This window comes from Tatumella sp. JGM118, from assembly GCF_018257515.1.
GTDB classification, from domain to species: domain Bacteria; phylum Pseudomonadota; class Gammaproteobacteria; order Enterobacterales; family Enterobacteriaceae; genus Tatumella; species Tatumella terrea.
In genome coordinates this window covers 39,239-62,215 of sequence record NZ_JAERJR010000002.1, presented here as the reverse complement: position 1 = coordinate 62,215, position 22,977 = coordinate 39,239, and the positions used below count along the sequence as shown (strand labels likewise).

Genomic DNA, 22,977 nt, shown 5'->3' with positions numbered 1-22,977 from the left:
TATTCACATCCATCTATGAGAGTTATCACCCAGATTACTGGCAGTAAAATGATAATAAACACATATCGCATTTAAATTGACAGTCACGTCTTATATAAGAAAACCTCTGGCTATGCCAGAGGTTTTTAATTTACTATATAACACCAACCATACTCTTATGATATTTTAAAGGTGAAAACTCAGTGATTTCGTATTCTGCTAGGTTATTTTTATGAAAAGGATCCTCCATTAGAATTTCTTTTATCTCAGGAAGACTTATTTTTCCTGTGGCTAGTATTACTCCACCTACCCTCGGCGTTTGTGGGCCTGAGGCAATAAATATTCCTTCATCATACTGTCTGTCAAGAAAAAGTCTATGTAATTCCAGCTGTTTATTTATTTCATCTAGTGAACATTTGTATGTTACTTTTATTACAAACATGTGAACCTCCTGATTTTAAAAACTGAAGGTGCATATCGTATCAGAGTTCAAGGTTATTTAGTAGCATGGTAATATTATTGTTTAAGTTACAAACCTCCAATAAATTTCATTAAACGAGTTCTTGCGTGTTATCTAAGCTATAATTATATGTTTTCTATGAATCTGAATTTCCGGGCGTTACAGTCAACAACCGAATTAGTTTCATTTCCCTAACATGAGTTACTGAAATGAGCAGTAAATGTCTATGGTGACCACGCCACATATATACCAATAGGCTGAAATGGAAAAATTATTTAGAGTACAGATATTCTTTCCATGAAAGACATAAGTTACGGCTATATTGTTACACTTGTACTGCCGGCCAATATCACCTCGTTCATCTGTGCTGTAATATTTAATATCTTGCTCACAGAATACCTACCTCCGGGTAAAAGTAAGAATTTACTCATTAAGCACTGTTAGGTCCGCCCACGGTTGCCGTACTTTCATAGCAAAAGTTCCAGAACTAAAATAGATTGCTTAAAACTAACATGAGTATAACTGTGTACCAGGAATAAATTAGCGGTTCCATGCTGTGGGCCCTGCTCGCCGCCTGCGGCATACTGACGGTACTGGCTACCTTTGCTCAACTGCTGATCGTGTTAAAAGTCGGCGGCGGTTTATATCTGCTGTGGCTGGCCTTCAAAGCCGGGAAATCGGCATTACGCCGTCGGGTCACGGAAACCTGTTTGCAGGAGACAAAAAAAACCGCCTACACCAGCCTGTTCCGCCAGGGAATATTGATGCATATTGGTAACCCGAAAGCTATTCTGACCTGGGTGGCCATTATGTCTGTGGCACTGAAACCCGGTGTGGCAGCCTCCACCTTACCGATGGTGATCGGCGGCTGTGCCGCAATCTGCGTGCTGGTTTTCTGTGGATATGCCCTTTTATTTTCTACCACAATGATGGCGGCTTTTTATCGCCGGATCCGTCGCGGTCTGGATGCTCTGTTAGCCGTCTGTTTTGCGATTGCCGGTCTGAAACTGGTTCTTAGCCGCAGCTGAATCCGTAATTTCCTGGCGATTCCGGGAAAATCGCGATCACTCCGGGTCTGCTGCGGTAGTCCCGGGTCTTACCTTTCTCCGCCGGTCTGATTTCGTTTTTCCACACCGCCGCCGGCATCAGAAAACCAGGTCCCCTGCCCCCTGCAGCATATATTCCCCACCAGCCACCCGATCCCTGTCCGCATAACTCTCAACACACCGGAACCTCCCCGCCTCCGCATTGCATATAAAATCACCGTTTTTTTTCATAAGAAAGTAGTATGGGGTGATTTAGTCATTTATATCAATTAATTACGATAATTCTCTTTTAGACTATATATACATATAAAATCTTATGATTTATACATTCAGACATCTCTTGGATCTGTGAAATTTTTTATCGAGGTGTTAATGCGTAGTTCTCCCCCCGACATGGTCACACCGTCATCAGCCCCGGTTGTACAGCAATTCAACCGTTCAATCGGCCTGATGTCTAACTTCTCTCTTGGTTTCACCTATCTTTCGCCACTGACCGCCGTTTATTCACTGTTTGCTCTGTCAATGACCCTGGCCGGCCCGCCCGCCATCTGGTGGATCCTGATTGCTGCCGCAGGCCAGATGCTGGTAGCTATGGTGTTTGGTGAGGTCGCCTCTCAGTATCCGATCACCGGCGGACTTTATCCCTGGGCGCGGTTGTTATGGGGTAAGAAATATGCATGGATTGCCGCCTGGATCTATCTGTGGGCACTGGTGGTCACCATCACCTCTATTGCAGAATACAGTGCAACCTTCGTCGCTTCCCTGTTCAGTTATACCCAGACAGCCAGCCATTTATTGCTGACCTCGGTATTACTGTTATTACTGATGATGGCGGTTAATCTCTCTGGCACCAGGAACCTTGCCCGTGTGGCACGTATCGGATTCTGGTGCGAAATTATCAGTGTGATCGCACTGGGTATTTACCTGTTAATTTTCCACCGTACCCAGCCTGTGGGGATCCTGTTTAATAGCATGGGTGCAGCCACCGGATCTGCCGGTTTCTCTCATGCCTTTATGACGGCCTCATTGCTGGGATTATTTATGTTCTTCGGGTTTGAAGCCTGCGGCAATGTGGCAGAAGAAGTCAAAGATGCCGGCAGGAAAATTCCGGTGGCGATGATACTCAGTATTTTCTTTGGCGCTATATCGGCCATTATTTCGGTACTGGGTTATCTGCTCTCCTATCCGAACCTGAAAGATATTGTCTCCGGTAAAATCCAGGACCCGATTCCGGAAATTCTGAATAATGCGCTCGGGACTGAGGGTGAAAAGATCTTTGTGGTGATTGCGATTATTGCCATGCTGTCCTGCATTCTTTCATTACAGGCCGCGTTAAGCCGGCTCATTTTCTCATTCTCCCGCGACAATATGCTGCCCGGCAGCCGATGGATGGCCCGTATCTCAAAAAACGAGGTCCCGGATAATGCCATGATCGTCAGTTGTGCCTTACCGCTGCTGATTTGCCTTTGGGTGTATTACCAGCCGGATAACCTGGCCAGAATTACCGCCTTCGCGGTGGCCGGTATTTATATCTCTTTCCAGATGGTCGTCCTGGCAGCGCTCCGTAAAAGGGTTCAGGGCTGGAAACCGGCCGGACCGTGGTCGCTCGGGCGTTGGGGCTTTCTGAATAACCTGCTGGCACTGGGGTATGGTCTGTTCGGTATTTATCTGCTCTGCGTGCCGGCCTCCGGGGATAGTTTTCTTGACCGCTGGATTGTTTTAACCGGGCTGGCGGTGGTGGCAGGCTGCGGACTGATCTATTTATTGACTGCACGTCCGTACCGGAAAGAAACCGATGGCCAGCATTACCAGAACCATAGTAACGGTCAGTAACAGGGCAGAGGCCTCCGCCTGCTGTTAATCACTTTCATTGCACACCGGTGCTGCTGTTATCACGGAAGAAACCGGCACCGGATGCTATTTATAAGGACTGACGATGGATAAAAATAACCACTCGCGAAAACAACTTTCATTATTGCAGGTCGTGATCATCGGTATCGCGTATATGACCCCGATGACTGTCTTTGATACGTTCGGTATCGTCTCTGGTGTCACGGTGGGCCGGGTGCCTCTGGCGTATCTGATTGCGCTGGTCGCCGTATTATTTACGGCCCAAAGTTATGGCCGGCTGGTGAAAATTTTCCCGTCAGCAGGTTCGGCTTACAGTTACACCCGACATATCTTCGGGAAACACAGTGGTTTTATGGTCGGGTGGTCTTCACTGCTGGATTACCTGTTATTGCCGATGATCAATTCGCTACTGGCCGGGATCTATCTGCGTTCTCTGTTCCCTGAGGTACCGGGCTGGATATCGATCCTGATATTTACGGCGCTGGTCACTTACCTCAATTGCTGCAGAATCAAACTGCTGGCGAATGCCAATGTCTTGTTCGTCGGCTTGCCGGTATTACTGATGATGGCCTTTATCTATATGGTCGTACATGACCTGACGACCACCGCCGGGATCCACCGGGTCATGACCACGGCTCCGCTGTTTAATGGTCAGCATTCCTTAATGCCTTTAATCAGCGGCGCAGCGATCCTTTGCTTCTCATATCTGGGTTTTGACGCCGTCACTACGCTGTCCGGAGAGACGCAACGCCCGCACACGCTCATCCCTAAAGCCATTTTTTATACGGCATTAAGTGGCGGGATTATTTTCTTTATCGCCGCCTGGTTTATACAACTCTATTACCCTGATAATTCTGCCTTTAAAAACCCGACCGAAGCCATGCCAGAAATTGTGCTGTATGTCGGTGGCCGGATATTCCAGACTCTGTTTCTGGTGGCTATTTTATTTAATACTTTTGCCTCTGCGCTCGCCTCTCATGCCAGTGCCGCAAGGCTGTTGCATATTATGAGTAAGGATAACCGTTTCACCGCACCGGTCTTTGGTTATCTTGACCCTGTGACAAACACACCGCTTTATTGTGTGCTTTTTACCGGCCTGCTTTCTCTGACCGCCATTTTCTTCAACCTGGATACCGCCGTCTCCTTAATCAGTTTCGGTGCACTGGTTGCCTTCAGTGCCGTCAATATCTGTGTCATTGCCAGGTTTGCGGTTAAAGAGAAAGGGCTGAACTCATTCCGTAACATCCTGCATAACCTGATTTCTCCGGGCGCCGGCCTGGCCAGTGTCGCCTTTATGTGGGTCAACCTGGATCACGATGCCTTCGTGCTGGGCTCAGTCTGGGCAGTGATCGGTCTGGGCTGGGTTGTTTATACCTGTATGAGTAAACCGGCTACCACCGTTTCGGAATAGCGAAAACCACTAACGCACAGTGAGGTTACCTGTGCTTTTATCAATTACCCGGAAAAACACCATGAAAAATAATGACAGGATAATTAAACCAGAACTGGTCAGCGACGCGCGAACGGGCCTTATCAGTCGTATTATCACCGACGGAGACTGGAACTGGGTCCGGCCTGACAGTGAGCGCCCTAACGAGGAAAGTCAGAAAATTGACCCGGGAAACCCCGCCAATTACTACGAGTCTACGCTTGCCCCCTGGATGTCCTTCCCGCCCCTGGAAAGTGATAAACAGTGTGAACTCGTAGTGATTGGCGGCGGTTTATTAGGTGCTTCAACGGCACTTCATCTGGCGGAGTCGGGGATAGAAACGATATTGCTGGAGAAAAATGCCATCGGGTCAGGCGCGTCCGGACGCAATGGCGGCCAGCTTACCCCGGGTCTTGCCCGCTGGGAGGCCGAATCCATGCTGGAAAATCTTACGTATCAGGAGGCCCGCAGACTCTGGAAATTTACCTCTACCGAAGCCATGGCCCTGATTGATAATATCACCGCAAAATACTCGCTGGACCTCGACCGGAAGCATGGGCATCTTACTGCCGCAGTACACCCCGGGCACATGAGCGCGCTGGTTAAGGCCGCCGATGCCCGACACTATCTTGGCGACCATCAGGTCACCGTGCTGGGCAATTATGAGCTGCAGGAACATATTCGTTCAGAAATTTACCATGGCGGGATCCATGACGATTGTGGCGGGCAGATCCATTCTCTGGCCCTGAACCGGGGCCTGATTTATGGCTTTCTGAAAAATGGCGGTACCGTGCATGAACACAGTGAGGTGATCCGAATTGAGGAAACCCCTGACGGCACCCGGGTGCATACACCGTCCGGTATTGTCACCGCAACGCGGGGGGTCATCATCGCTGTTCATGATGATACCCACTCGTTACTGAGTCAGGATCCGGCGACTACTCTGCCCTTTTATACCTACGTCGGGGTCACCCGTCCGGTTGATGGAGGTAACCGCAGCCTGCTGCCGACAGGCAAGGCGGTTTATGATACCCAGCTACAGATCGATTATTATCGCCCGGTGCGGGATCAGCGGCTGTTATTTGGCGGTCAGGGGACTGGCATGCGCTGGGATAATAACCGGACCGTAGACTACCTGACCTCCCGGTTACGCACCGTGTTTGCAGACCGGGATGACCTTGAACTCGATTTTGCCTGGAGCGGCACAACGGACCTTACCCTGAATGGTGCCACGGACTGCCGCAGAAGTGGCTCACGGGGGCAGATTTACTCGGTCCACGGGTGGAGCGGGCACGGCGTAGCTCAAACCGTCAGGATAGGAAAAGCTATCACCGACGATATCACCGGGGCCAGCGATGATTTCGCCATGCTGGCTGCCATAAAGCACACCCCGTTATTTATGGGAAGGCAACTGGCGCCGGTCGCTATTCCGCTGGCAAAAACCTTACTGGGGATATCCACGCGGCTGGCACCCGGTAAAATGATCTCGTTCTGACAAACACGCTCATTGCTTACCTGTCACGCCGGTGACAGGTAAGCTATCAGCTCAGTACGGCGCAAACAACATAAAGTGCTGCCGGCGAAGCGTATCGCCCTGCTGTTCATCGTCAATCAACGTCCCGGTCCGGTAACGCGGATGACTGGAGATCATCACTCTGCCACCCGGATTAGCGATGACCAGTTTTTGCCGGCATTGACGAAGTAAGGCCAGTAATTCTGCCTCTATCACACTGACCAGCACATCTACCGCCGCAATGCCGACCTGCTTATGGTTAAGCATCACCGGCGAGGATGCCGTCAGTGTATAGGCCGAGGTACAGACGTAATCCACATACGGTCCGTGCAGAGATACGCTTTCGGTATCCCGGGTATTTCTAAACCATTCAAAGGTACTGAAGTCCAGCCGTTGCTGCGTGGCCTGGTCCAGTTCCAGACAGGAATTCTGATTTTTTCGGGGGTTTTTAAACCACCATTCCAGAAACCAGTAAGGCTGCTTATCCTCCGGCAGATGATGATGACAGGCAAACCCTGCGCCGAAACAATACCGGCTTTCGGCAAGCGTGTGTTCAATCACCGGGAACAGGGCTTTTCTTAACTGGCTTTCGGGCAGCTTGCGGGGAAAGTGCTCAGCATCCGCCATCACCGAGAGTACGTCAGCCATGCCGGCAGAGAGCGCGGCTGCCGATGCGGTAACCGAACTGAACAGATGTTCAGTTCTTTCAGCGACACAGCCTTTAACTTCATCTTCATTTAACATGTTATTCCTGCCGCGGAGCTAGAGCGTTTGTACGCTGAACTTAAACTCGATCAATCTGGACGTAAAATGGTCAATCAGTGTCCCGGCCATTCTGGCTGCCAGCTGTTCATCCTGCGTCCGGAAGGCAGCGATAAGGTGACGATAGTCATCCACGATCTGCCGGTGAAATGTCTCTGACTGATAGAGGATGGTGACCAGTGCCGCCCATTCAGCCTGAATCATCAGTTCCTGATGCGCTATCCGTGCCGACTGGGAGTTAGCCGCAATGGTCAGCAAACATCGCATATCGGATTGACAGCGAAGTTCCGGGCTGTCCGACTGTTCAAGTACGTCGATAAACTCTGTTAATCCCTGCCGATCTTTTTCGGTCATCCGTGTGGCTGCGAGCCGGGTTGCATGACAAAAAATAGCACTGTGCCATTCGCCGAGATCCGACAGATATTCGGTACTGATATTGTAAAAAGGATCTTCCGGTGCCGCCTCTTTCTGAACTGAGTCGGCCACAAAACTGCCCCCGTTCCGGCCGCGGGCGGTATAAATCAGCCCCCGGGCCCGCAGGGTGTTCAGTGCTTCCCGGATGGTAATATGTGAAACACCCATCATCCTGGCCAGATCAGCCTCATTCGGTAATTGCTCATTGGCTGACAATAAACCGGAAATAATGGCATTAGCCAGTCGTTGTATGATCTGGTCTGAACGACTGGACTGACCGATAGGCGAAAAAATCACAGCATGAGTAATCATAGGCCTCGTGATTTCTTGAGGTAGAGCTCAATTAAGGGGGAAGACAGACGGAGCGGGATATTCGTTCTCCGGCGGTCATAAGACAACACCTCCGGATAACTTGCCCGCAGCTGACGTTCCCCTTTCCCTGTTAATCTCACCATTGCGTCCTTACCGTAGGTTCCGTTCGGGTGAAGTTACACGCTGATTTTATCATTTCTTTCCCCCCTCCACCGGTCTGCTTTCATATAAAAATCGTATGATGCTGTCGCTATAAATTCCCATTCACGGATGATAAAACATAATAAATATTATGATTAAGGATAAAACACCGTGCGCAAATTATCGCATTTTATCAATCATGCTTTTACTGCGGGAACGTCCTCTGACTATTTTGAGTTAATCAGCCCGGTTAGCGGCGAAGTCTATGCACTATCACCCGAGGCAGGTCAGGCCGAAGTAGAGGCTGCGTATGATGCTGCGCATGCGGCTTTCCGGATCTGGAAGAAGACGACCCCGTCACAACGGCAGCGGGCATTGCTGCAGCTTGCAGACGCGATAGAAAAGAATGCCGATAAGATTATCACTGTGCAGAGCCAGGAAACCGGACAACTTCGGCACTTTATCCGGCAGGAAGAGATTATGGCCTCCTGCGATACACTTCGCTTCTTCGCCGGTACAGCACGTTGTATGGAGGGTAAGAATTCCGGCGAATACTTAGCGAATATGAACTCGGTGATCCGCCGCGAGCCACTGGGGGTAGTTGGTCAGGTCACCCCCTGGAACTATCCGTTTATGATGGCGGTATGGAAAATTGCTCCGGCACTGGCGGCCGGCAATACGGTAGTACTGAAACCCAGTGATACCACCCCGCAGAGTACCCTGCTGCTGGCTGAACTCGCCGCACCGTTTTTCCCGGCCGGGGCCATTAATGTGTTACTGGGCAAAGCGGCCACCGGCTCGCGGGTGATTTCATCTCCGCGGGCGGCGCTGGTCTCTATCACCGGCTCGGTACGGGCTGGCCAGCAGGTCGCCGCCTCCGCCGCAGAGAACCTGACGCGGGCACACCTGGAGTTGGGCGGAAAAGCCCCGGTGATCGTCTTTGACGATACGGATATTCCGCAGGCCGTTGAAAAAATTTGTGCTGCCGGCTTTTTCAATGCCGGTCAGGATTGTACTGCGGCCACACGGCTGATTGTTCAGCAGACGATTTATCCCTGCTTCCTGGAGGCGATGAAAGCGGAGATAGGAAAATTACGCTATGGTCATCCGGAAGATACCTCGGCGTTTTATGGGGCACTGAACAGCTGCAGACAACGTGATCAGGTCCGTGGTTTTATCGAACGCCTGCCCGCCCATGCCCGAATTGAAACCGGCGGAAAAGCCGGTGAGGGGCCGGGCTTCTACTTTGAACCGACATTAATTTCCGGACTCTGCCAGCAGGATGAAGTCATTCAGCAGGAAATTTTCGGTCCGGTGATGACCATTCAGTCATTTACTACCGTAGAAGAAGCCACTGAAATGGCGAATGATGTGGACTTCGGGCTGGCGGCCAGCGTATGGACGCAGGATCTCCGTCTGGCACACAGGATCAGTCATGTTCTCGAGTTTGGTACCGTCTGGATCAATAACCATATTCCGCTATGTGCCGAAATGCCTCATGGCGGCTTTAAAAAGTCCGGTTACGGCAAGGACTTATCCGCCTACTCGCTGGAAGAATATACCCGAATCAAACACATCATGACCGATATATCGTGACCCTGGCCGGTCCTCCGCATAGAGAGGGCCGGTTTCAGCACTCCCCCCGCCAGCGATGCCGGAAGACAGCAAGAGACTACTGATGGTCAGACCGGCAAAGGATCATCGTTTCCACCGCCATCACAAATTCGGCCCCTTCATCCGGTACACTCCCACCGGAAGAAGCACTAACCATTCATAATGTTCCCCGTACGGGGCTCATTATCCCGCCGGTCACACGGGTACGGTTGTACCGGACGGTTGCACAGACGGCAGGTACAGGTCTTTTCTGCCTTCCGGCGCCGCTCACAGCATAACAGTCAGAACGGATAACAAAGACTGACAGACGCACTGCATGGGGCACCATTCACAGGGTTATGAAGGTAAATTTAAACTCCGCCCCCTACGGTCGAAAAGAGTGCATACTTCACTTCCCGCACTGTGCCGTTAAAGTGACGCGCCGGATGGGTGTCATCAATAAAAATCGCAGACTACTGCAGCACTGCGTCAGTCTTTGCCGGTAACAGTGTCTCCGGAAACGTCGTTCTCTTATTAAGAGAGCGCGGGATTTACAGTACAAACCCGTAGTGAGAACCATCCGGTAATTCAACATCCAGGCGCAGTTTTCCTCCGGTTGCCTCGATATAACGTTTAAGCGTGGACAGTTTCAGGTCGCGCCCCGGTTTTTCCATACCGGCAACCGTCGGTTGTTTGATACCCAGCGCCTTCGCCATGTCGACCTGCGTTTTTTGTACTTTCTCGCGCAGTTCTGCAAGGTGGATATTCAGCAGGATGTCCGTAGCCATCGCCTGAGCTTCGGCCACGACTTCAGGTTTTTCATCCGCAATAAGCTGCTCCAGCGTTCTGCCCATCGCGTTACTCCTTCTCTCTCATTATGTTCAACCAGAGGGTGAATTCCCGATCTGCCACCGGGAGCATCTCATCGTAAAAACGTTTTTCATTGCCAACTTTATTTCCGGCACATAGCACAATACCTGCACGGGCCGGATCAAAAGCGAAAAATGCCCGTATGGGTTTCCCCCGCCTCTGAATGCGTAACTCTTTCATATTGCTATAGCGAGAGCCTCTGAGCGTATCGGCATAAGGCCGGGACAAATCCGGCCCCTTCTCTCTCAGGACCAACAGGGCTGCAAGTACGCAAGCCCGGTCGGTATCATTGAGCGAGGAATACCAGTGATCAAACCTATCCGTTGTTTTAATCGTCCACACAAGCCCTCCCGAGCAATATAGCCTAAAACCTATATAGTCGCAAAGCTATAATGCCGATAATAAAGTGATAGAAAGAGGGATTCACGTATCGTTATGGCAAGCCCGGGGAGGTCTTCAGATATCTCTGTGAATATCCTGCACGGTATTCACCGTTTTGAGATCTGTATCGAAATCAGTTCAGGAATTGATGTCATTTGGTGAATAGTCTTCACTGCCACGTAATCTGCGAATGGCAAAGGTATTCCCGGTAACGGCAAAACCCGCCGGGTTGCAGGCTGCCTGTAAAGTGAAGAGTGCCCCTGACGAGAATCTGGTGCCCGGGCAAGATCATGCGAGTGTGAGTGGTGGTGAAAACTGGTTTAAGCAATAACCCTAACGAAAACCCGCTGACTGGTTTCGTCACGACCCGGAACGTCAGAACGGGATTTGATATCCCTCTTTCGCCTGGTCCCGCGGTAAAGCAGCCAGCGTTGCTGTACCTTCTGATCTCTGATTTGCGCAGGCACGGAGGTCTGAAACAGGGCGTTTTCCCCGAATCAGAACCCTTTATTTTTATTATTCCATTTTTGATCGCAGCCTGTTTGTCTGCGACCTGAATTATGCTCTCAGACATCCGATACCCGTGCGGGTTACAGGTCAGTCAACCTTGTGCAGATCTGCCTGATTCATACCGCCTGATGCTTTATCATTTATGTTATTTACTGCTATCTCTCATTCGTGCGGAATCTTCCGCTTATCAATGGCCAGAGGTTCTGTGGGTAGAAACCTGTGGATTTTAACCACTGCTGACGGCTCTGAATCCCGCAAGGTAACGGGGTAGCCGTCAGCTAAATCACCGCTATTTCCGGTAGATTGAACACACGTCAACCCATGCCATTGTCCCTATGGCCCGGATCTTTTTTCACCGGTCAGAACTGATAAGAAAGGCTGACCGACGCGCTGCGTGGGGCGCCATACACATAATTATTCAGGTAACTGTAATAGGTCCGGTTAAACAGGTTGCTGATATTTGCCTGTACCGAGAGCTGACGTGTGACCTGATAACGGGCAAACAGAGCTGCCAGCGGATAACTGCTCTGATACACCCGTACGGTCTCACCGTCCGCACCGGTCACATCGTCAAAGATGCGGTTTTGCCAGTCGACGCCCCCGCCGACGGTTAAATCAGGCATCGACGGCACCTGATAGCGTGCAAAGAGCTTCAGAGATGTCTGTGGTTGTTCCGGATTGAAACGCCCCTCAGCATCCCGGGCCACATAACGGGTTGCGCCAAACGTCATTTCCAGATTATCCGTGACCGCACCGTTAAGCTCAAACTCAACCCCTTTGCTGACGGCGCCTTTAACTGCGGTGTAAGCCTGTTCACTGCTATTATTGACGTAGACCCCGTTCTCTTCCTGACCGACATTGTCCTGTTCGATGCGGAATACCGCGAAGGTCGCCGTCAGCCGGCCATTCAGCCAGTCAGATTTCAGACCCGTTTCATAACTTTTTCCGGTCACCGGGGCCAGTGTCTGACCGGACCCCGTCCGGTAAGTCTGTGGCAGGAAGATGGAGGTATAACTGGCGTAAGCCGACAGCGCATCGTTGATGTCATAGACCAGCCCCGCATACGGGGTAATGTTATTTTTCGCCATATTCCCGCTGGTGCCGTCGGTACTCCACTGGGTATAACGCGCACCTGCAATCAGGGTCAACGGGTCAGCCAGTGAGAATCGTGCCGCCGTATAGGCCGATTTCTGCCGGACAATATCATTAGCATTCACATACCAGCTTTGCCATTCAGGTTCGGCAATATTCCCGCTCCAGTGATTATCAAACACCCCCATATCGGCAGCTGAGATATCATAGTTATCCGCATCCGTAATGCCATCCTGACTGTAAGTGGCATTATGCTGACGGCTATAGCTGATCCCTGCCATTAATTGATGCTCACGCCCCAGCAGACTGAACGGTCCGCTGGCATAGGTATCGACCGAATCCAGGGAACGGTGTCCGCGATCCTTACTGCCAAACCCGGTCGCCCCTTCGCCTGTATCCTCATCCGGGTATGTCATCACATCCAGCAGTTTGTCATTAAAGGTACTGATCGCATGTGTGCCGTTGATACGGTATATCCAGCCGTTATCAAAATGATGCACCAGATTGGCTAACAGCTTGTGCGAGTTGGTGTTATAACGCGTCCAGTCAGCGGCAGAGTTGAGACTGCGGCGATAATGCGTTAAGTCACCGTTGCTGTAGAAATCCGGTAAGCCCCCCCATGTCGGGTTACCGGTTTCGGTATCATTATAATCATAGCCCAGCGAGAGCGTTGTCCGTTCACTGAGGTCAGCCTCTGCCACGCCATAAAAGAACTTACTGGTTTTATGATAGCGGTCCAGCCAGCTGTCCTGATCCTGATAGCCCGTCACCACCCTGCCACGCAATGAGCCTGACGCATTCAGAGGGCCCGAAAGATCCGCCACATAACGCTGGTTATTCCGGGTGCCATAACTGGCGGTCAGATTTCCGGTGAAGGTTTTGCTGTCGGCTTGTTTACGGACCATGTTAACCGAGGCGGCGGGATTTCCGGCTCCGGTCATCAGGCCCGTGGCCCCCCGCACTACCTCGATTCTGTCGTAGATTGCGGTGTCTGAAGCCGCATCACCAAAGTTCCAGTCATCATTCACCGAGGTGGGGATGTCGTCGAAGGTAAAACTGCTGATTTTGAAACCCCTCGAATAATATTCAGAACGTTCACTGTCCACCAGATCCGCCGAAACACCGGTAGTATTGGCCAGAACCTGCCCGATAGATTGCAGATCCTGATCCTTCATTCTGGCCTGAGTGATTACGCTCAGTGACTGAGGGACATCCCGGGGTGTCATCAGCATTTTTGTGCCGGCACGGGTAGTCTGTACCGTATAACCGGTTTTCTTCCCGCTATCCGCGGCCCCGGGACTGCCGGTAACGACTAAGTCTGACACATTACTGTCGGTGACTGGTGTGGCAGAACTGTCTGCGGCCTGCGCGGCCAGTGAGCCGATACTCCACTGAACAGCGAGAACCAGCAACGAGACACGAAACGTACGATGGCGAAACGACAGAATGCTGTCTTCAGCCCCTGCATGATGGTTGCCGGACATGTTATCCCCTGACAAAGATGAATGACAAACGTTGTTATAATGTTTACCCGGAAGCCGCAGCCCATTGCCGACCACCGGAGAAAGAATGATAAGGATAATGATAATTATTTCTTTTCAGGAAATACTAAAAAGTTGCATTTCTAAATATAACCATTTGTATAAAAGTAATAAAAGTCACGGATGTTTTAATTTAAGATGCTGATACATAAACATTAATCAAAAATCATACCGGTTAAAGACTAAATTAACCGGTAAATACTTTCCTCTGCATTTCCCGGTCTGCTCACGCAGCAGCGCAAGATTTACTTCTTAATAGTTAATGCGTATGCTTCTCATTCTTTTTACTAATTACTACTGAAAGTCAGCACTGAACGCCGCCTTTCACCCTTCCGGAGCTAAGAATGAAACCATTATTCAGCGCACGTAACTCTGCACTGGCTGTTGCTATTGCCACGACCTTTGGCCTGACTGCCTGCCAGGCCCCTGCCGGAAAAGCTCCGCCTCCGGCCGTGACCGCCACGAAAACTGCGCCGGCTGATCAGTCTCTGACTCAGCGTGAATTAGGCGATGGGTTGTATGAAATGGCCTACTCACAGGAGGCAGGTGTTCTGTATGTCGCCAGTGCGCAAAGCTTTAAAAATGTGAACGGCGGTGTGCTGTACCGTCTGGATCCGCGCACACTCAAAGTGGTCGGGGAAACGCACACCGACCTGAAAAACTTTGGGATGGCGACCGATGCGCAAGGCAAGGTGTTTTACACCACAAATACGCTGGATGGCGGGGTCTCGAAAGTCGATGCACAGACCGGTAAGGTGCTGCAGCGTCTGATGTTCGGAGGTAAAGATAAAGAGGGTGATGCGATAGGCGCACGTGAAATCTTATGGCATGGCAATGAATTATACGTTGGGGCTGTGGCCGACCCGGGCTTTATCTCCGTCGTGGATACCCGTATTTTCCGCCTGAAAACACGGATCAAAAATGCCGGTAAATGGGTCACCGGGATCATTTACTCTCCGCTGACGGACAAAATCTACGCCGCCAATGGCGGCGGGGAAATCCTGGTCATTAATCCGCACAGCCATAAAATCGAAAAACGCCTGACGGCGGAAGATGGCAAAGCGTATCTGTTCCTGAATATGGCTGAAGATCCTGCCACAGGACGCCTGTTTGTCACCGATGATTCAAAACAAAAAACCACCCTGGTCTTTGATGAACATACCGGTAAGGTGATTAAACGTCTGCCGGGAGATGCGCTGGGCATTAAATTCAATGCAAAACGCAATGAACTGTATATCAGCCAGCGTCAATCGAAGAAAGTGCTGGTACTGGACGGCACCACCTATGCCGTAAAACATCACTGGTCGTTCAGCAGTCACCCGAACAGTCTGCTGGTTTCTCCGGACGGTAATACCCTGTATGTCACCGTGAAACAGGACTTTAATAAAGATATGTCAACCAAAGGCCCTGACAGCATTGTTCGCATCTCCCTGAACTGAGTCCTTCAGTCTACGGGCATGTAAGGTAAGCCGCCTTTCCGGCAGGCCGCCCGGGTCTGCCGGAATTATCCGCGACATCCACGCTATAGGGCTTTGCTGTCCAGGACAGAGACCGTCATACCCTTGCAGATATTAAGGGTAATCACCTGAAAATACTAAAAAATGTGACCTATAACACCAATAGAGCGTGCCATCTGGAATATCCGGTCATCTTTACTTATAAATCACTTAACGAAAGAGTAATGACACCCCGGGGAAAAATCCCCCCTACGGACTGAGGCAATACGCCCGGCCGGTTAACAGAAGGTACGCTTTATGCCATTTTCAACCATTAATCCCTACACCGGTGTAACGGTAAAAACTTTTGCGGATGCTACCGACAGCGAAATCGCCGCGGCGATCACCCGTGCCGATGAAACCTTTAAACAATGGCGTGTGCTTTCCATCACTGACCGTGTGCCTGTGTTACAGAAAGCCGCAGATATCCTGCGGGAAAGGAAAACAGCATTCGCCAAAATCATCACCCTGGAGATGGGCAAGATCCTTGCCGAGGCAGAAGCCGAAGTAGAATTATCTGCCGCAATATTCGAATACTACGTGAACAACGCAGGCAAACTGCTGGCAGACGAGCCGCTACCGGTGGCCGACCCGGCGGAAGGCAAAGCCGTACTGGTCCACCAGCCCCTCGGCGTCATTCTGGCCATTGAGCCCTGGAACTTTCCGTTCTATCAGATTGCCCGTATTCTGGCCCCGCAGCTGGCCGCGGGTAATACCTTGCTGCTGAAACATGCCTCTAATGTGCCTCAGTGTGCCGAAGCCTTCCAGCAACTGATGCTGGATGCCGGGCTACCTGCCGGCGGATTCACCAATCTGTTCCTGCCACACAATAAAATTGAGGACGTACTGAAGGATCCGCGTGTGCACGGCGTAGCCCTGACCGGGTCAGAAAAGGCCGGGGCCAGTGTGGCGCAGACTGCCGCAAAATACCTGAAAAAATCCACCCTGGAACTGGGCGGTACGGATGCCTTTGTAGTACTGGCCGATGCGGAACTGGATAAGACCGTCAAATGGGCAGTGTTCGGGCGGCACTGGAATGCCGGCCAGGTGTGCGTGTCATCCAAGCGGATGATCATCAACGAAAAAATTTATGATACTTTCCTGGAAAAATACACCGCCGGTGTCGCTGCACTGAAAGCCGGTGACCCGATGGACAGCAGCACGCAACTGGCCCCTCTTTCATCACAGCGGGCGGCGGATAGCGTGCGGAAACAGATTGAAAATGCCGTCAAACATGGTGCGATCGCCACAGAAGTCGGTGAGAAGGTTCCGCAGCAAGGTGCCTTTGTTCAGCCGACCATACTGACCAATGTCACACCGGATAACCCGGCATGGTATGAAGAGTTCTTTGGCCCGGTATCCATGATTATTAAGGCCCGGGATGACGAAGATGCCGTGCGTATTGCTAATGACTCGCACTTCGGGCTGGGAGGCTCAATATTCACAGCGGATACCCGCTACGGTTATGCCCTGGCAAAAAAAATCACCACCGGGATGGTCTTTATCAACCACCCGACCATGGTTAAAGCGGATCTGCCGTTCGGCGGAGTAAAACGCTCAGGGTATGGCCGTGAATTGCTCGGCCTGGGTCTGAAAGAGTTTGTTAACCACAAACTGATCGATGTTGTGGATATTGATGCACCGTTCTGACCCGCCGCGCCTGGTTTGCTGACCCGGCCCGGTTTGATAGCCCCGTTCTGCACGGGGCTTTTTTATCCGCCTTTCCCGGCAGGGAAAATGCTCAGAAGCACCGATAAGAATTACCTGCGCTGCAGGGAAGTAATCCCCGGTCAGGAGGGTATCGCCAGAGGGCATGGTCCCTGCGTCTCTGCCAGTCACCCCGGTATTCCCGTCATCTATCCCCAGAATCACGCTGGCAAAAATGCTGTCGAATGACCCATAGCCGTGATGTCGGACACTTAAGCAAGTAGGGCCCGAAAATTCGGGCCCGGGGTGAAGCGGAAAAAGGTTGCCACCCGGCTTGCTTCGCTCTTCTTCAAAGCATAATCAGGACTTTATAGTCATTCAAACGCTTAACGTAAGGATATAGCCATCGCCCCGGTCAATATCCGCTTTAACTGAGCTGATTAAAAAGTCATAGATATCCTTCATCCGCAGGCCAGGTATCATCTTTATTTTTATCTGATCGCCGCATTCTGTACCACAGACGACAGACTCACAGGCTGACGACATTCATAACACTTTTCGTACCGGGTATCCCCTCAGGGCGGCCGGACCGGCGAAACAGCTGGCTTTGCTGGGATACTGAGGTCAGTTACTCCGGCATCCGTCACAGAGGCCGGCATTCACAATGTTCTTCTGCCTTGAGTTAACGGCTGTCGCCGGGTATGTTGGCAGAATACAGCCCCCTGCTACTGATGAGGTACTTATGACTCCCCTTTTCGTCTACGGAACATTACGCCCCGGCCAGTCCAATGCCTGCCTGCTGGAAAATATCGGCGGTGAGTGGCAAGCCGGAACCATCCACGGGAGATACTTTGCAAGTGGCCGGGGAGCCGCAGCCGGTTTCCCGGGCGTTGTCCTTGACCCTCAGGGCGCAGCTATCGAAGGATTTCTGTTTTTCTCAGAGCATCTGCACCATCACTGGCAACGGCTGGATGAGTTTGAAGACGGGTATGACCGGGTACTGACAGAAGTCACCACCCCGGATGACCGCCAGATCAGCGCCTGGGTCTATCAGTTGCAGCCTGGTTGCGTATAACTGCCGGGTCTGGCGAATCCGTCTTTATTTGTCCCCGGCAAAGCAGGCAGTCAGCACCCCGCCGCTGATTGTATCTTTTATCAGCAAACAGTTCATTCGCGGCTAAAACAGCTTTGACAACCCGGCCCGGCCCCGTTACTATGCGCCCCGTCTTCACGACAATTCCTCTGTAGTTCAGTCGGTAGAACGGCGGACTGTTAATCCGTATGTCACTGGTTCGAGTCCAGTCAGAGGAGCCATATTTAAGAAACCCGCTTAAGGAAACTTAGGCGGGTTTTTTGCTTTTCTGCCTCTCTGAGAATCCTATCTGGTACTGATTCACATGGTTAGCGTGAAAATCCTTCCCACTGCATTTTGATTTAATCCTCTGCATCGGGAAAAATTAGTGGTTAACTCCGGGGCAGGTTAGTTCGATTATGGAGCTGTAAGTATCCCTGCAAAACGAACCATCAACTTTTAGGGAGTCTCTGGCACTCCAACTTCCGCTTCTCGCACTGAGCGGACGAGCTAACTGAGCTGAAGTTCCGCTCTGAGCGAGAAACGGACATTGCTAACAGTGTTCTATGTGAACCAGCGGGGCACAGGTAACAGAAGGTTTAAAAATTCACCAACTCTGGCATAATGAAAATACAATGAAATTCATGCAAAGATGACATACATGTTGAATCTTATCGTGGTTGGTAATCCCGATTATCACAGTTTTTTCTCTGACTATAACGGTGAAGCGTCTTTTCCAGTTTCTCGGCTTTTTGAATCCACCCCTGACTCACTCAGAAATAAACTACTTCCCCTGACCAGTAAAACCTATCAATTTCTTCAGAAACTCCCGGTCATCTTTATGACAGAGCCGGAGTTTGAAATTGATGAGGAAGACAATACAGGCGGTTATTACAGCCTTATCCGCATTGGAAGAATAAGTAACATCAGAGCAACAACTATAAACCGGGAAAAAGTTCTGGCTTTTAACTATGAGTTAACCGATATCATCGGCAAAGAGTTCTTAACCAGTGAAAAAGAATATGTCAGGAAGCTTGAGCTGGGCAGCTTCGGGTTGAACAGAAATTTCTGGGCAGTAAAGGATATTGACGTTAAAGAGTTTTTCAATATATTGGGGCTTAGTGTATTAACCCCCGTAGCCTCCGCTGCGGTTGAAACCGAAGCACCTGACAATAATGAAGATCTTGAGGTAATTTCGGATATCAATCAATATCTGGAAATCATACTGGATCATCCTCAGGATAATAATGAAGAGGTATTTTACCGGGGTCACTCCGACATCAGCTATCAGTTAGAACCATCTCTGTTCCGCAAAAATACGCAGGGTAACTATCGCTACCGACATCACGAATCGGATATGATTACCGAGCTGCTGACAGTTCAACCCGCCGAGTTTAGAGATGACCGCTATATGCTGGATAAGCTTGTACGCATGCAACATTATGGCTTGCCCACGCGCCTGCTGGACGTCTCAACTAACCCGCTCGTCGCACTCTATTTCGCGTGTTCCAAAATCAAACGAGATGAAGATGGAAATGAAATTGATGGCAACGTCATTATACTAACGGCCCCCAAAAGTGAAATTAAGTTTTTCGACTCCGATACAGTAAGTTGTATAGCCAATCTTTCCCGGCTTCCATCACGTATCAAAAGCAACCTGAATACTAGCTTGGCAACTCAGGTATTTAATTCCACCGAAGAGTGCGGGCATTTGCTTCATCTGATCCGTGATGAGAAGTCCTATTTCAAAAACATTATCGATCCGGCACATCTGAGTAAAATCGTTCTAGTTAAAGGGCGGCTCAGCAATGCCCGCATTTCGTCTCAGTCTGGAGCGTTCCTGTTATTTGGCGAAAACGTGGACCTACCAGAAACGGGGTTAAGTACACTGAACGTCAGAAAACTGGTGATTAGAAACAAGGAACGCCTGATGCAGCAGCTCAGCCGCTTCGGTATCAACGAAAGTACGATTTATCCGGGTATAGAGAAAGCTGCAACGGAAATCGCCAAACTCTACGATGGTCGATGCTGATAACAAATAGGCATACGGTGCCACTGTATGCCTTCCCAGTTCTACCTATCGCGTATTTCTTTCGGAAAAAGACGTACTCCTGATTAGAACGGAATATAATCGTTCTTCACGGCATCATCATAGATGAGTGCACCTCCGGGCAGAGGTATATTACTTACAGTATATAAATTAAGAATGTCTTCCGAGTCCATAAACAATATCTGGCTGCTTTTGCTGACATCAAGTTTCCCGCCCAGCCAGTTCCTCGCCTCTTTAGTAATTTCTCAGCCGCCAACAATAAAGGCATGATCTACCAGCACCTTTCTGTTTGTTTCCGAGTCAAATATTTCATGACCAAGCATCGTCAGTACCTGGTTATGGATTTCTGCCACGTTTGAATTCGTAGCTTTGCTTACGCCGGACGCATCAATCTTGCATTTTTTGCCTGAATGCCGAAATGAAGAACATACTGAGTTGACAGTGTGAACTTCATCCAGATGTCTTTCCCGTATTCCAGTCAGAGGAGCCATATTTAAGAAACCCGCTTAAGGAAACTTAGGCGGGTTTTTTGCTTGTTATCTTCCGGCAATCATCGGTAAACAATCACGGCCTGGCTCAGGCGCTTATTCCGGATATCTCTGTCTGCCGCGCGGCAACGGCGCAAAGGTAAAATCAACGGCCCTGATAAAAGGCGCGTTTTTAAGGACAGATACAAAGCATCCGGTGAGACGGTAAAACCGGCGACACGGGCAAAGTTTCCACCGCTGGTGACCGGTACAACATTGGGTTGTCGGGCCAACTGATTGAACAATACCTTCGATACGAACAGCTCAGGGCTTTTCCGCTTTGCTGGTGACCGGCAATCAGATCCAGTGAAATAAGCCACAGCTCCCCCGGTCCATTTACAGATTCTGCTTACCTACCTCCGGGATATCAGCCCTTCCACGATCCTCTTCACTCATTACAACTATTTTGGCGATCCAGCTTTAAAGCTGTCTTACCGATCACTGCCCCACTGCTTTTTTTCAGTTTAATGAAATTTTTCAGACTTGCCCGCCATCAGCCTGAGTCCCTTTCATCAGAGGCTCATGCTTCCCTCTCCGGACACAATCTCTTCACCCAACTGATATCTATATGAAATACGTATTCCCCCGGATGCCGCAGCATATCAGGGCTGCAGCAAAGCGAGGTGAAATCACTTAAGGGGTCGATTGACATTTATAATATAAATTTCATTATAGTGAATGCACCGGAATACTGACTGCATAAGTTTCTGAATAGCTGATTCAGGATCATGCCAGAGGTTATGCGCCGAAAGCAGAAGCACGTTAAGACGTTTTCCGGGAATAAGAAGTCTGGCGGGTCCGGGCCACAGAAATTGACACCTGGCGAAAGTATTGGGCCGGTATAAACGCGGCCGGACCGGGTATCCCCGCCGGACCTGACTTACAAAAACGCATTTCTCACGATGCTGTCTAACTTGCAGGAGATTATAAAATGGTGATGTCGTCTTATTCTTCCGTTGCAGCCGTCATTAAAAACAAAACTAAATACCACACGTCACGGTTAATGCTGGCCGGCGCCCTGGTGTTTACCGGAGTCAATATTGCGCACGCTGCAGATACTCTGACACTAACTGCAGGTTCCACCCCTTCAAGCCGGCCTGCCTGTTTTCTGGATATCACCACCGGTAAGTTTGAAGGCTATATGCCGGAAATTGCGACTGAAGTTGCCCGCCGGGCAGGATTTAAACTGACTTTTAACGCCATTCCATTTTCTGCGTTATTGCAGTCATTACTGACCAATAAGATCGATATGATCGTCGCCGGAATGTCGCCGACAGCCCAGCGTAAAACGAAGGTAGACTTTTCTGAAGATATCACCAGCCTCGGTGAAGGTATTTATGCACGCAACGATAATAAGAAACAATACAAAACCCCGCAGGATTTCAAAGGTGAAGTGATTGGGATTATGGCTGGCGCAGATTATGGTCCGCGCATTGCTGCCATGCATGTCGCCAAAGAAGTAAAATACTATGAAAGTCCGGCAGATCTTGCCAGAGATGTACAGTTAGGTCGTATATCGGTAGGGATAGACGACTATCCGATTATCAAAGGGGAAGCCGCCGCCGGTTCACTTAAAGGAATGCATGTGGTTGAAAGTTATCAGCCGACTCAGGTCGACCCTATTGCCTTTGCATTCCGTAAAGGCAATGATGCATTGGTTATGAAGGTGAATAAGGCTATCGACAGTATGAAAGCCGATGGCTCACTTCAGAAGATCCTCAGTAAATGGGGTATGAAATACTACGCGGGCTGAATGTGATTAATGCGGCCGAGGGCTGCGTGGAGTAATTTTTGAATTCCTGCCTCCGCCCGCCACAGTGCAGAAAAGGGTTCGTGTTCAGGCATGGACTCTTTTTTACCGGAAGAGACCCTGCTCATCTGCGACGGCCAATGCGGTCATCGCCCCTGTGGCCTTCGGCCGGCCCCCCCCTCATTGCAGCAGATGATATAAGGCAATGTACAGTCCTGACGGAGAGCAGTGAGTGCCTTTGCGGGCCTGTCTCTGCTCCCTGTTATCACCGGCCAACAGGCATACGAATCTGATGAATATCTTAGGTAGCCGCCCGGCACTGCCGCGTTACCTGTCAGTGATCAGTGACATCAGCGTCAATGATCAGCGAGAGTGGAATCATGCATTTCGCTTTCATATACCTTTATCCGCGACAACTAATCTGCTGATTTATCGGGGCGCAGGCGGCTTATAACTCCCCGGAACACTCTTCTGAATTTCACTCTCCGTTCCGTTACGGCCGAATTTAAGCATGTTTTTAACTGCCCCTGCCTGCCATACT

Annotated in this window: 16 protein-coding genes, 1 tRNA gene and 1 pseudogene; 11 read left to right on the top strand and 7 right to left on the bottom strand. The window is 50.3% G+C overall.

The genetic code is table 11. The features are described 5' to 3' along the window. Positions 1 to 133: 133 nt before the first annotated feature. Positions 134 to 421 carry a YciI family protein gene (locus JK223_RS02750; RefSeq protein ID WP_212712694.1) on the bottom strand — a complete coding sequence of 96 codons (288 nt, stop codon included), beginning with the start codon at positions 419 to 421 and terminating at the stop codon, positions 134 to 136. Between the two features lie 569 nt (positions 422 to 990). On the opposite strand from JK223_RS02750, the gene JK223_RS02745 reads away from it, so the two are divergent. The 4 genes from JK223_RS02745 (at position 991) to JK223_RS02730 (ending at position 6,260) form a co-directional block, all read left to right on the top strand. Continuing rightward, positions 991 to 1,467: a LysE family translocator gene (locus JK223_RS02745; protein WP_212712693.1), complete on the top strand. Its 477-nt coding sequence runs from the start codon at positions 991 to 993 to the stop codon at positions 1,465 to 1,467. 390 nt (positions 1,468 to 1,857) lie between these two features. Beyond that, positions 1,858 to 3,318, top strand: coding sequence for an APC family permease (locus tag JK223_RS02740; protein WP_212712692.1), 1,461 nt, complete (start codon positions 1,858 to 1,860; stop codon positions 3,316 to 3,318). A gap of 103 nt (positions 3,319 to 3,421) precedes the next feature. Continuing rightward, on the top strand, positions 3,422 to 4,747 hold the full coding sequence (locus JK223_RS02735) for an APC family permease (protein WP_212712691.1): 1,326 nt from the start codon (positions 3,422 to 3,424) through the stop codon (positions 4,745 to 4,747). 61 nt (positions 4,748 to 4,808) lie between these two features. After that, on the top strand, positions 4,809 to 6,260 hold the full coding sequence (locus JK223_RS02730; RefSeq protein WP_212712690.1) for an FAD-binding oxidoreductase: 1,452 nt from the start codon (positions 4,809 to 4,811) through the stop codon (positions 6,258 to 6,260). A gap of 51 nt (positions 6,261 to 6,311) precedes the next feature. Here the strand turns inward: JK223_RS02730 and JK223_RS02725 are convergent, their stop codons facing one another. Continuing rightward, positions 6,312 to 7,022 carry a hypothetical protein gene (locus tag JK223_RS02725; RefSeq protein ID WP_212712689.1) on the bottom strand — a complete coding sequence of 237 codons (711 nt, stop codon included), beginning with the start codon at positions 7,020 to 7,022 and terminating at the stop codon, positions 6,312 to 6,314. A gap of 18 nt (positions 7,023 to 7,040) precedes the next feature. Then, positions 7,041 to 7,766, bottom strand: a complete 726-nt coding sequence (locus JK223_RS02720; protein WP_212712688.1) for a FadR/GntR family transcriptional regulator — start codon at positions 7,764 to 7,766, stop codon at positions 7,041 to 7,043. A 312-nt stretch (positions 7,767 to 8,078) separates the two neighbouring features. Here JK223_RS02720 and JK223_RS02715 point away from each other — a divergent pair, with 312 nt between their 5' ends. Then, complete coding sequence (locus JK223_RS02715) at positions 8,079 to 9,503, top strand: gamma-aminobutyraldehyde dehydrogenase (protein ID WP_212712687.1); 1,425 nt, start codon at positions 8,079 to 8,081, stop codon at positions 9,501 to 9,503. A gap of 548 nt (positions 9,504 to 10,051) precedes the next feature. Here JK223_RS02715 and JK223_RS02710 read toward each other — a convergent pair. From JK223_RS02710 to fhuE, 3 genes are all read right to left on the bottom strand, one after another. Beyond that, positions 10,052 to 10,354 carry a helix-turn-helix domain-containing protein gene (locus JK223_RS02710; RefSeq protein ID WP_212712686.1) on the bottom strand — a complete coding sequence of 101 codons (303 nt, stop codon included), beginning with the start codon at positions 10,352 to 10,354 and terminating at the stop codon, positions 10,052 to 10,054. Between the two features lie 4 nt (positions 10,355 to 10,358). Further along, positions 10,359 to 10,712 (bottom strand): type II toxin-antitoxin system RelE/ParE family toxin, encoded by a 354-nt coding sequence (locus tag JK223_RS02705; protein WP_212712685.1) that lies wholly within the window; start codon positions 10,710 to 10,712, stop codon positions 10,359 to 10,361. 908 nt (positions 10,713 to 11,620) lie between these two features. Further along, entirely contained in the window at positions 11,621 to 13,837 is a 2,217-nt protein-coding gene (gene fhuE, locus JK223_RS02700; RefSeq protein ID WP_212712684.1) for a ferric-rhodotorulic acid/ferric-coprogen receptor FhuE, read from the bottom strand. 401 nt (positions 13,838 to 14,238) lie between these two features. Between fhuE and JK223_RS02695 the strand changes: the two genes are divergently transcribed. The 5 genes from JK223_RS02695 to JK223_RS02675 all read left to right on the top strand — a co-directional run bounded on the left by JK223_RS02695 (position 14,239) and on the right by JK223_RS02675 (position 20,141). After that, the gene (locus JK223_RS02695; RefSeq protein WP_212712683.1) at positions 14,239 to 15,333 is read left to right on the top strand and encodes a YncE family protein; all 1,095 of its coding nucleotides are present in this window, start codon (positions 14,239 to 14,241) and stop codon (positions 15,331 to 15,333) included. Between the two features lie 315 nt (positions 15,334 to 15,648). After that, complete coding sequence (locus JK223_RS02690; RefSeq protein ID WP_212712682.1) at positions 15,649 to 17,040, top strand: NAD-dependent succinate-semialdehyde dehydrogenase; 1,392 nt, start codon at positions 15,649 to 15,651, stop codon at positions 17,038 to 17,040. Positions 17,041 to 17,779: 739 nt separating this feature from the next. Then, the gene (locus JK223_RS02685; protein WP_212712681.1) at positions 17,780 to 18,112 is read left to right on the top strand and encodes a gamma-glutamylcyclotransferase; all 333 of its coding nucleotides are present in this window, start codon (positions 17,780 to 17,782) and stop codon (positions 18,110 to 18,112) included. 163 nt (positions 18,113 to 18,275) lie between these two features. After that, positions 18,276 to 18,351, top strand: a tRNA-Asn gene (locus JK223_RS02680). A gap of 419 nt (positions 18,352 to 18,770) precedes the next feature. Next, entirely contained in the window at positions 18,771 to 20,141 is a 1,371-nt protein-coding gene (locus JK223_RS02675) for an FRG domain-containing protein (protein ID WP_212712680.1), read from the top strand. A 703-nt stretch (positions 20,142 to 20,844) separates the two neighbouring features. Here the strand turns inward: JK223_RS02675 and JK223_RS16850 are convergent. Then, positions 20,845 to 21,008 (bottom strand): annotated as a pseudogene (locus tag JK223_RS16850) (type II toxin-antitoxin system PemK/MazF family toxin); the annotation flags it as partial. 615 nt (positions 21,009 to 21,623) lie between these two features. Between JK223_RS16850 and JK223_RS02670 the strand changes: the two are divergent. Further along, positions 21,624 to 22,439 (top strand): ABC transporter substrate-binding protein, encoded by an 816-nt coding sequence (locus JK223_RS02670; RefSeq protein ID WP_249213444.1) that lies wholly within the window; start codon positions 21,624 to 21,626, stop codon positions 22,437 to 22,439. The last annotated feature ends 538 nt before the right edge of the window (positions 22,440 to 22,977 follow it).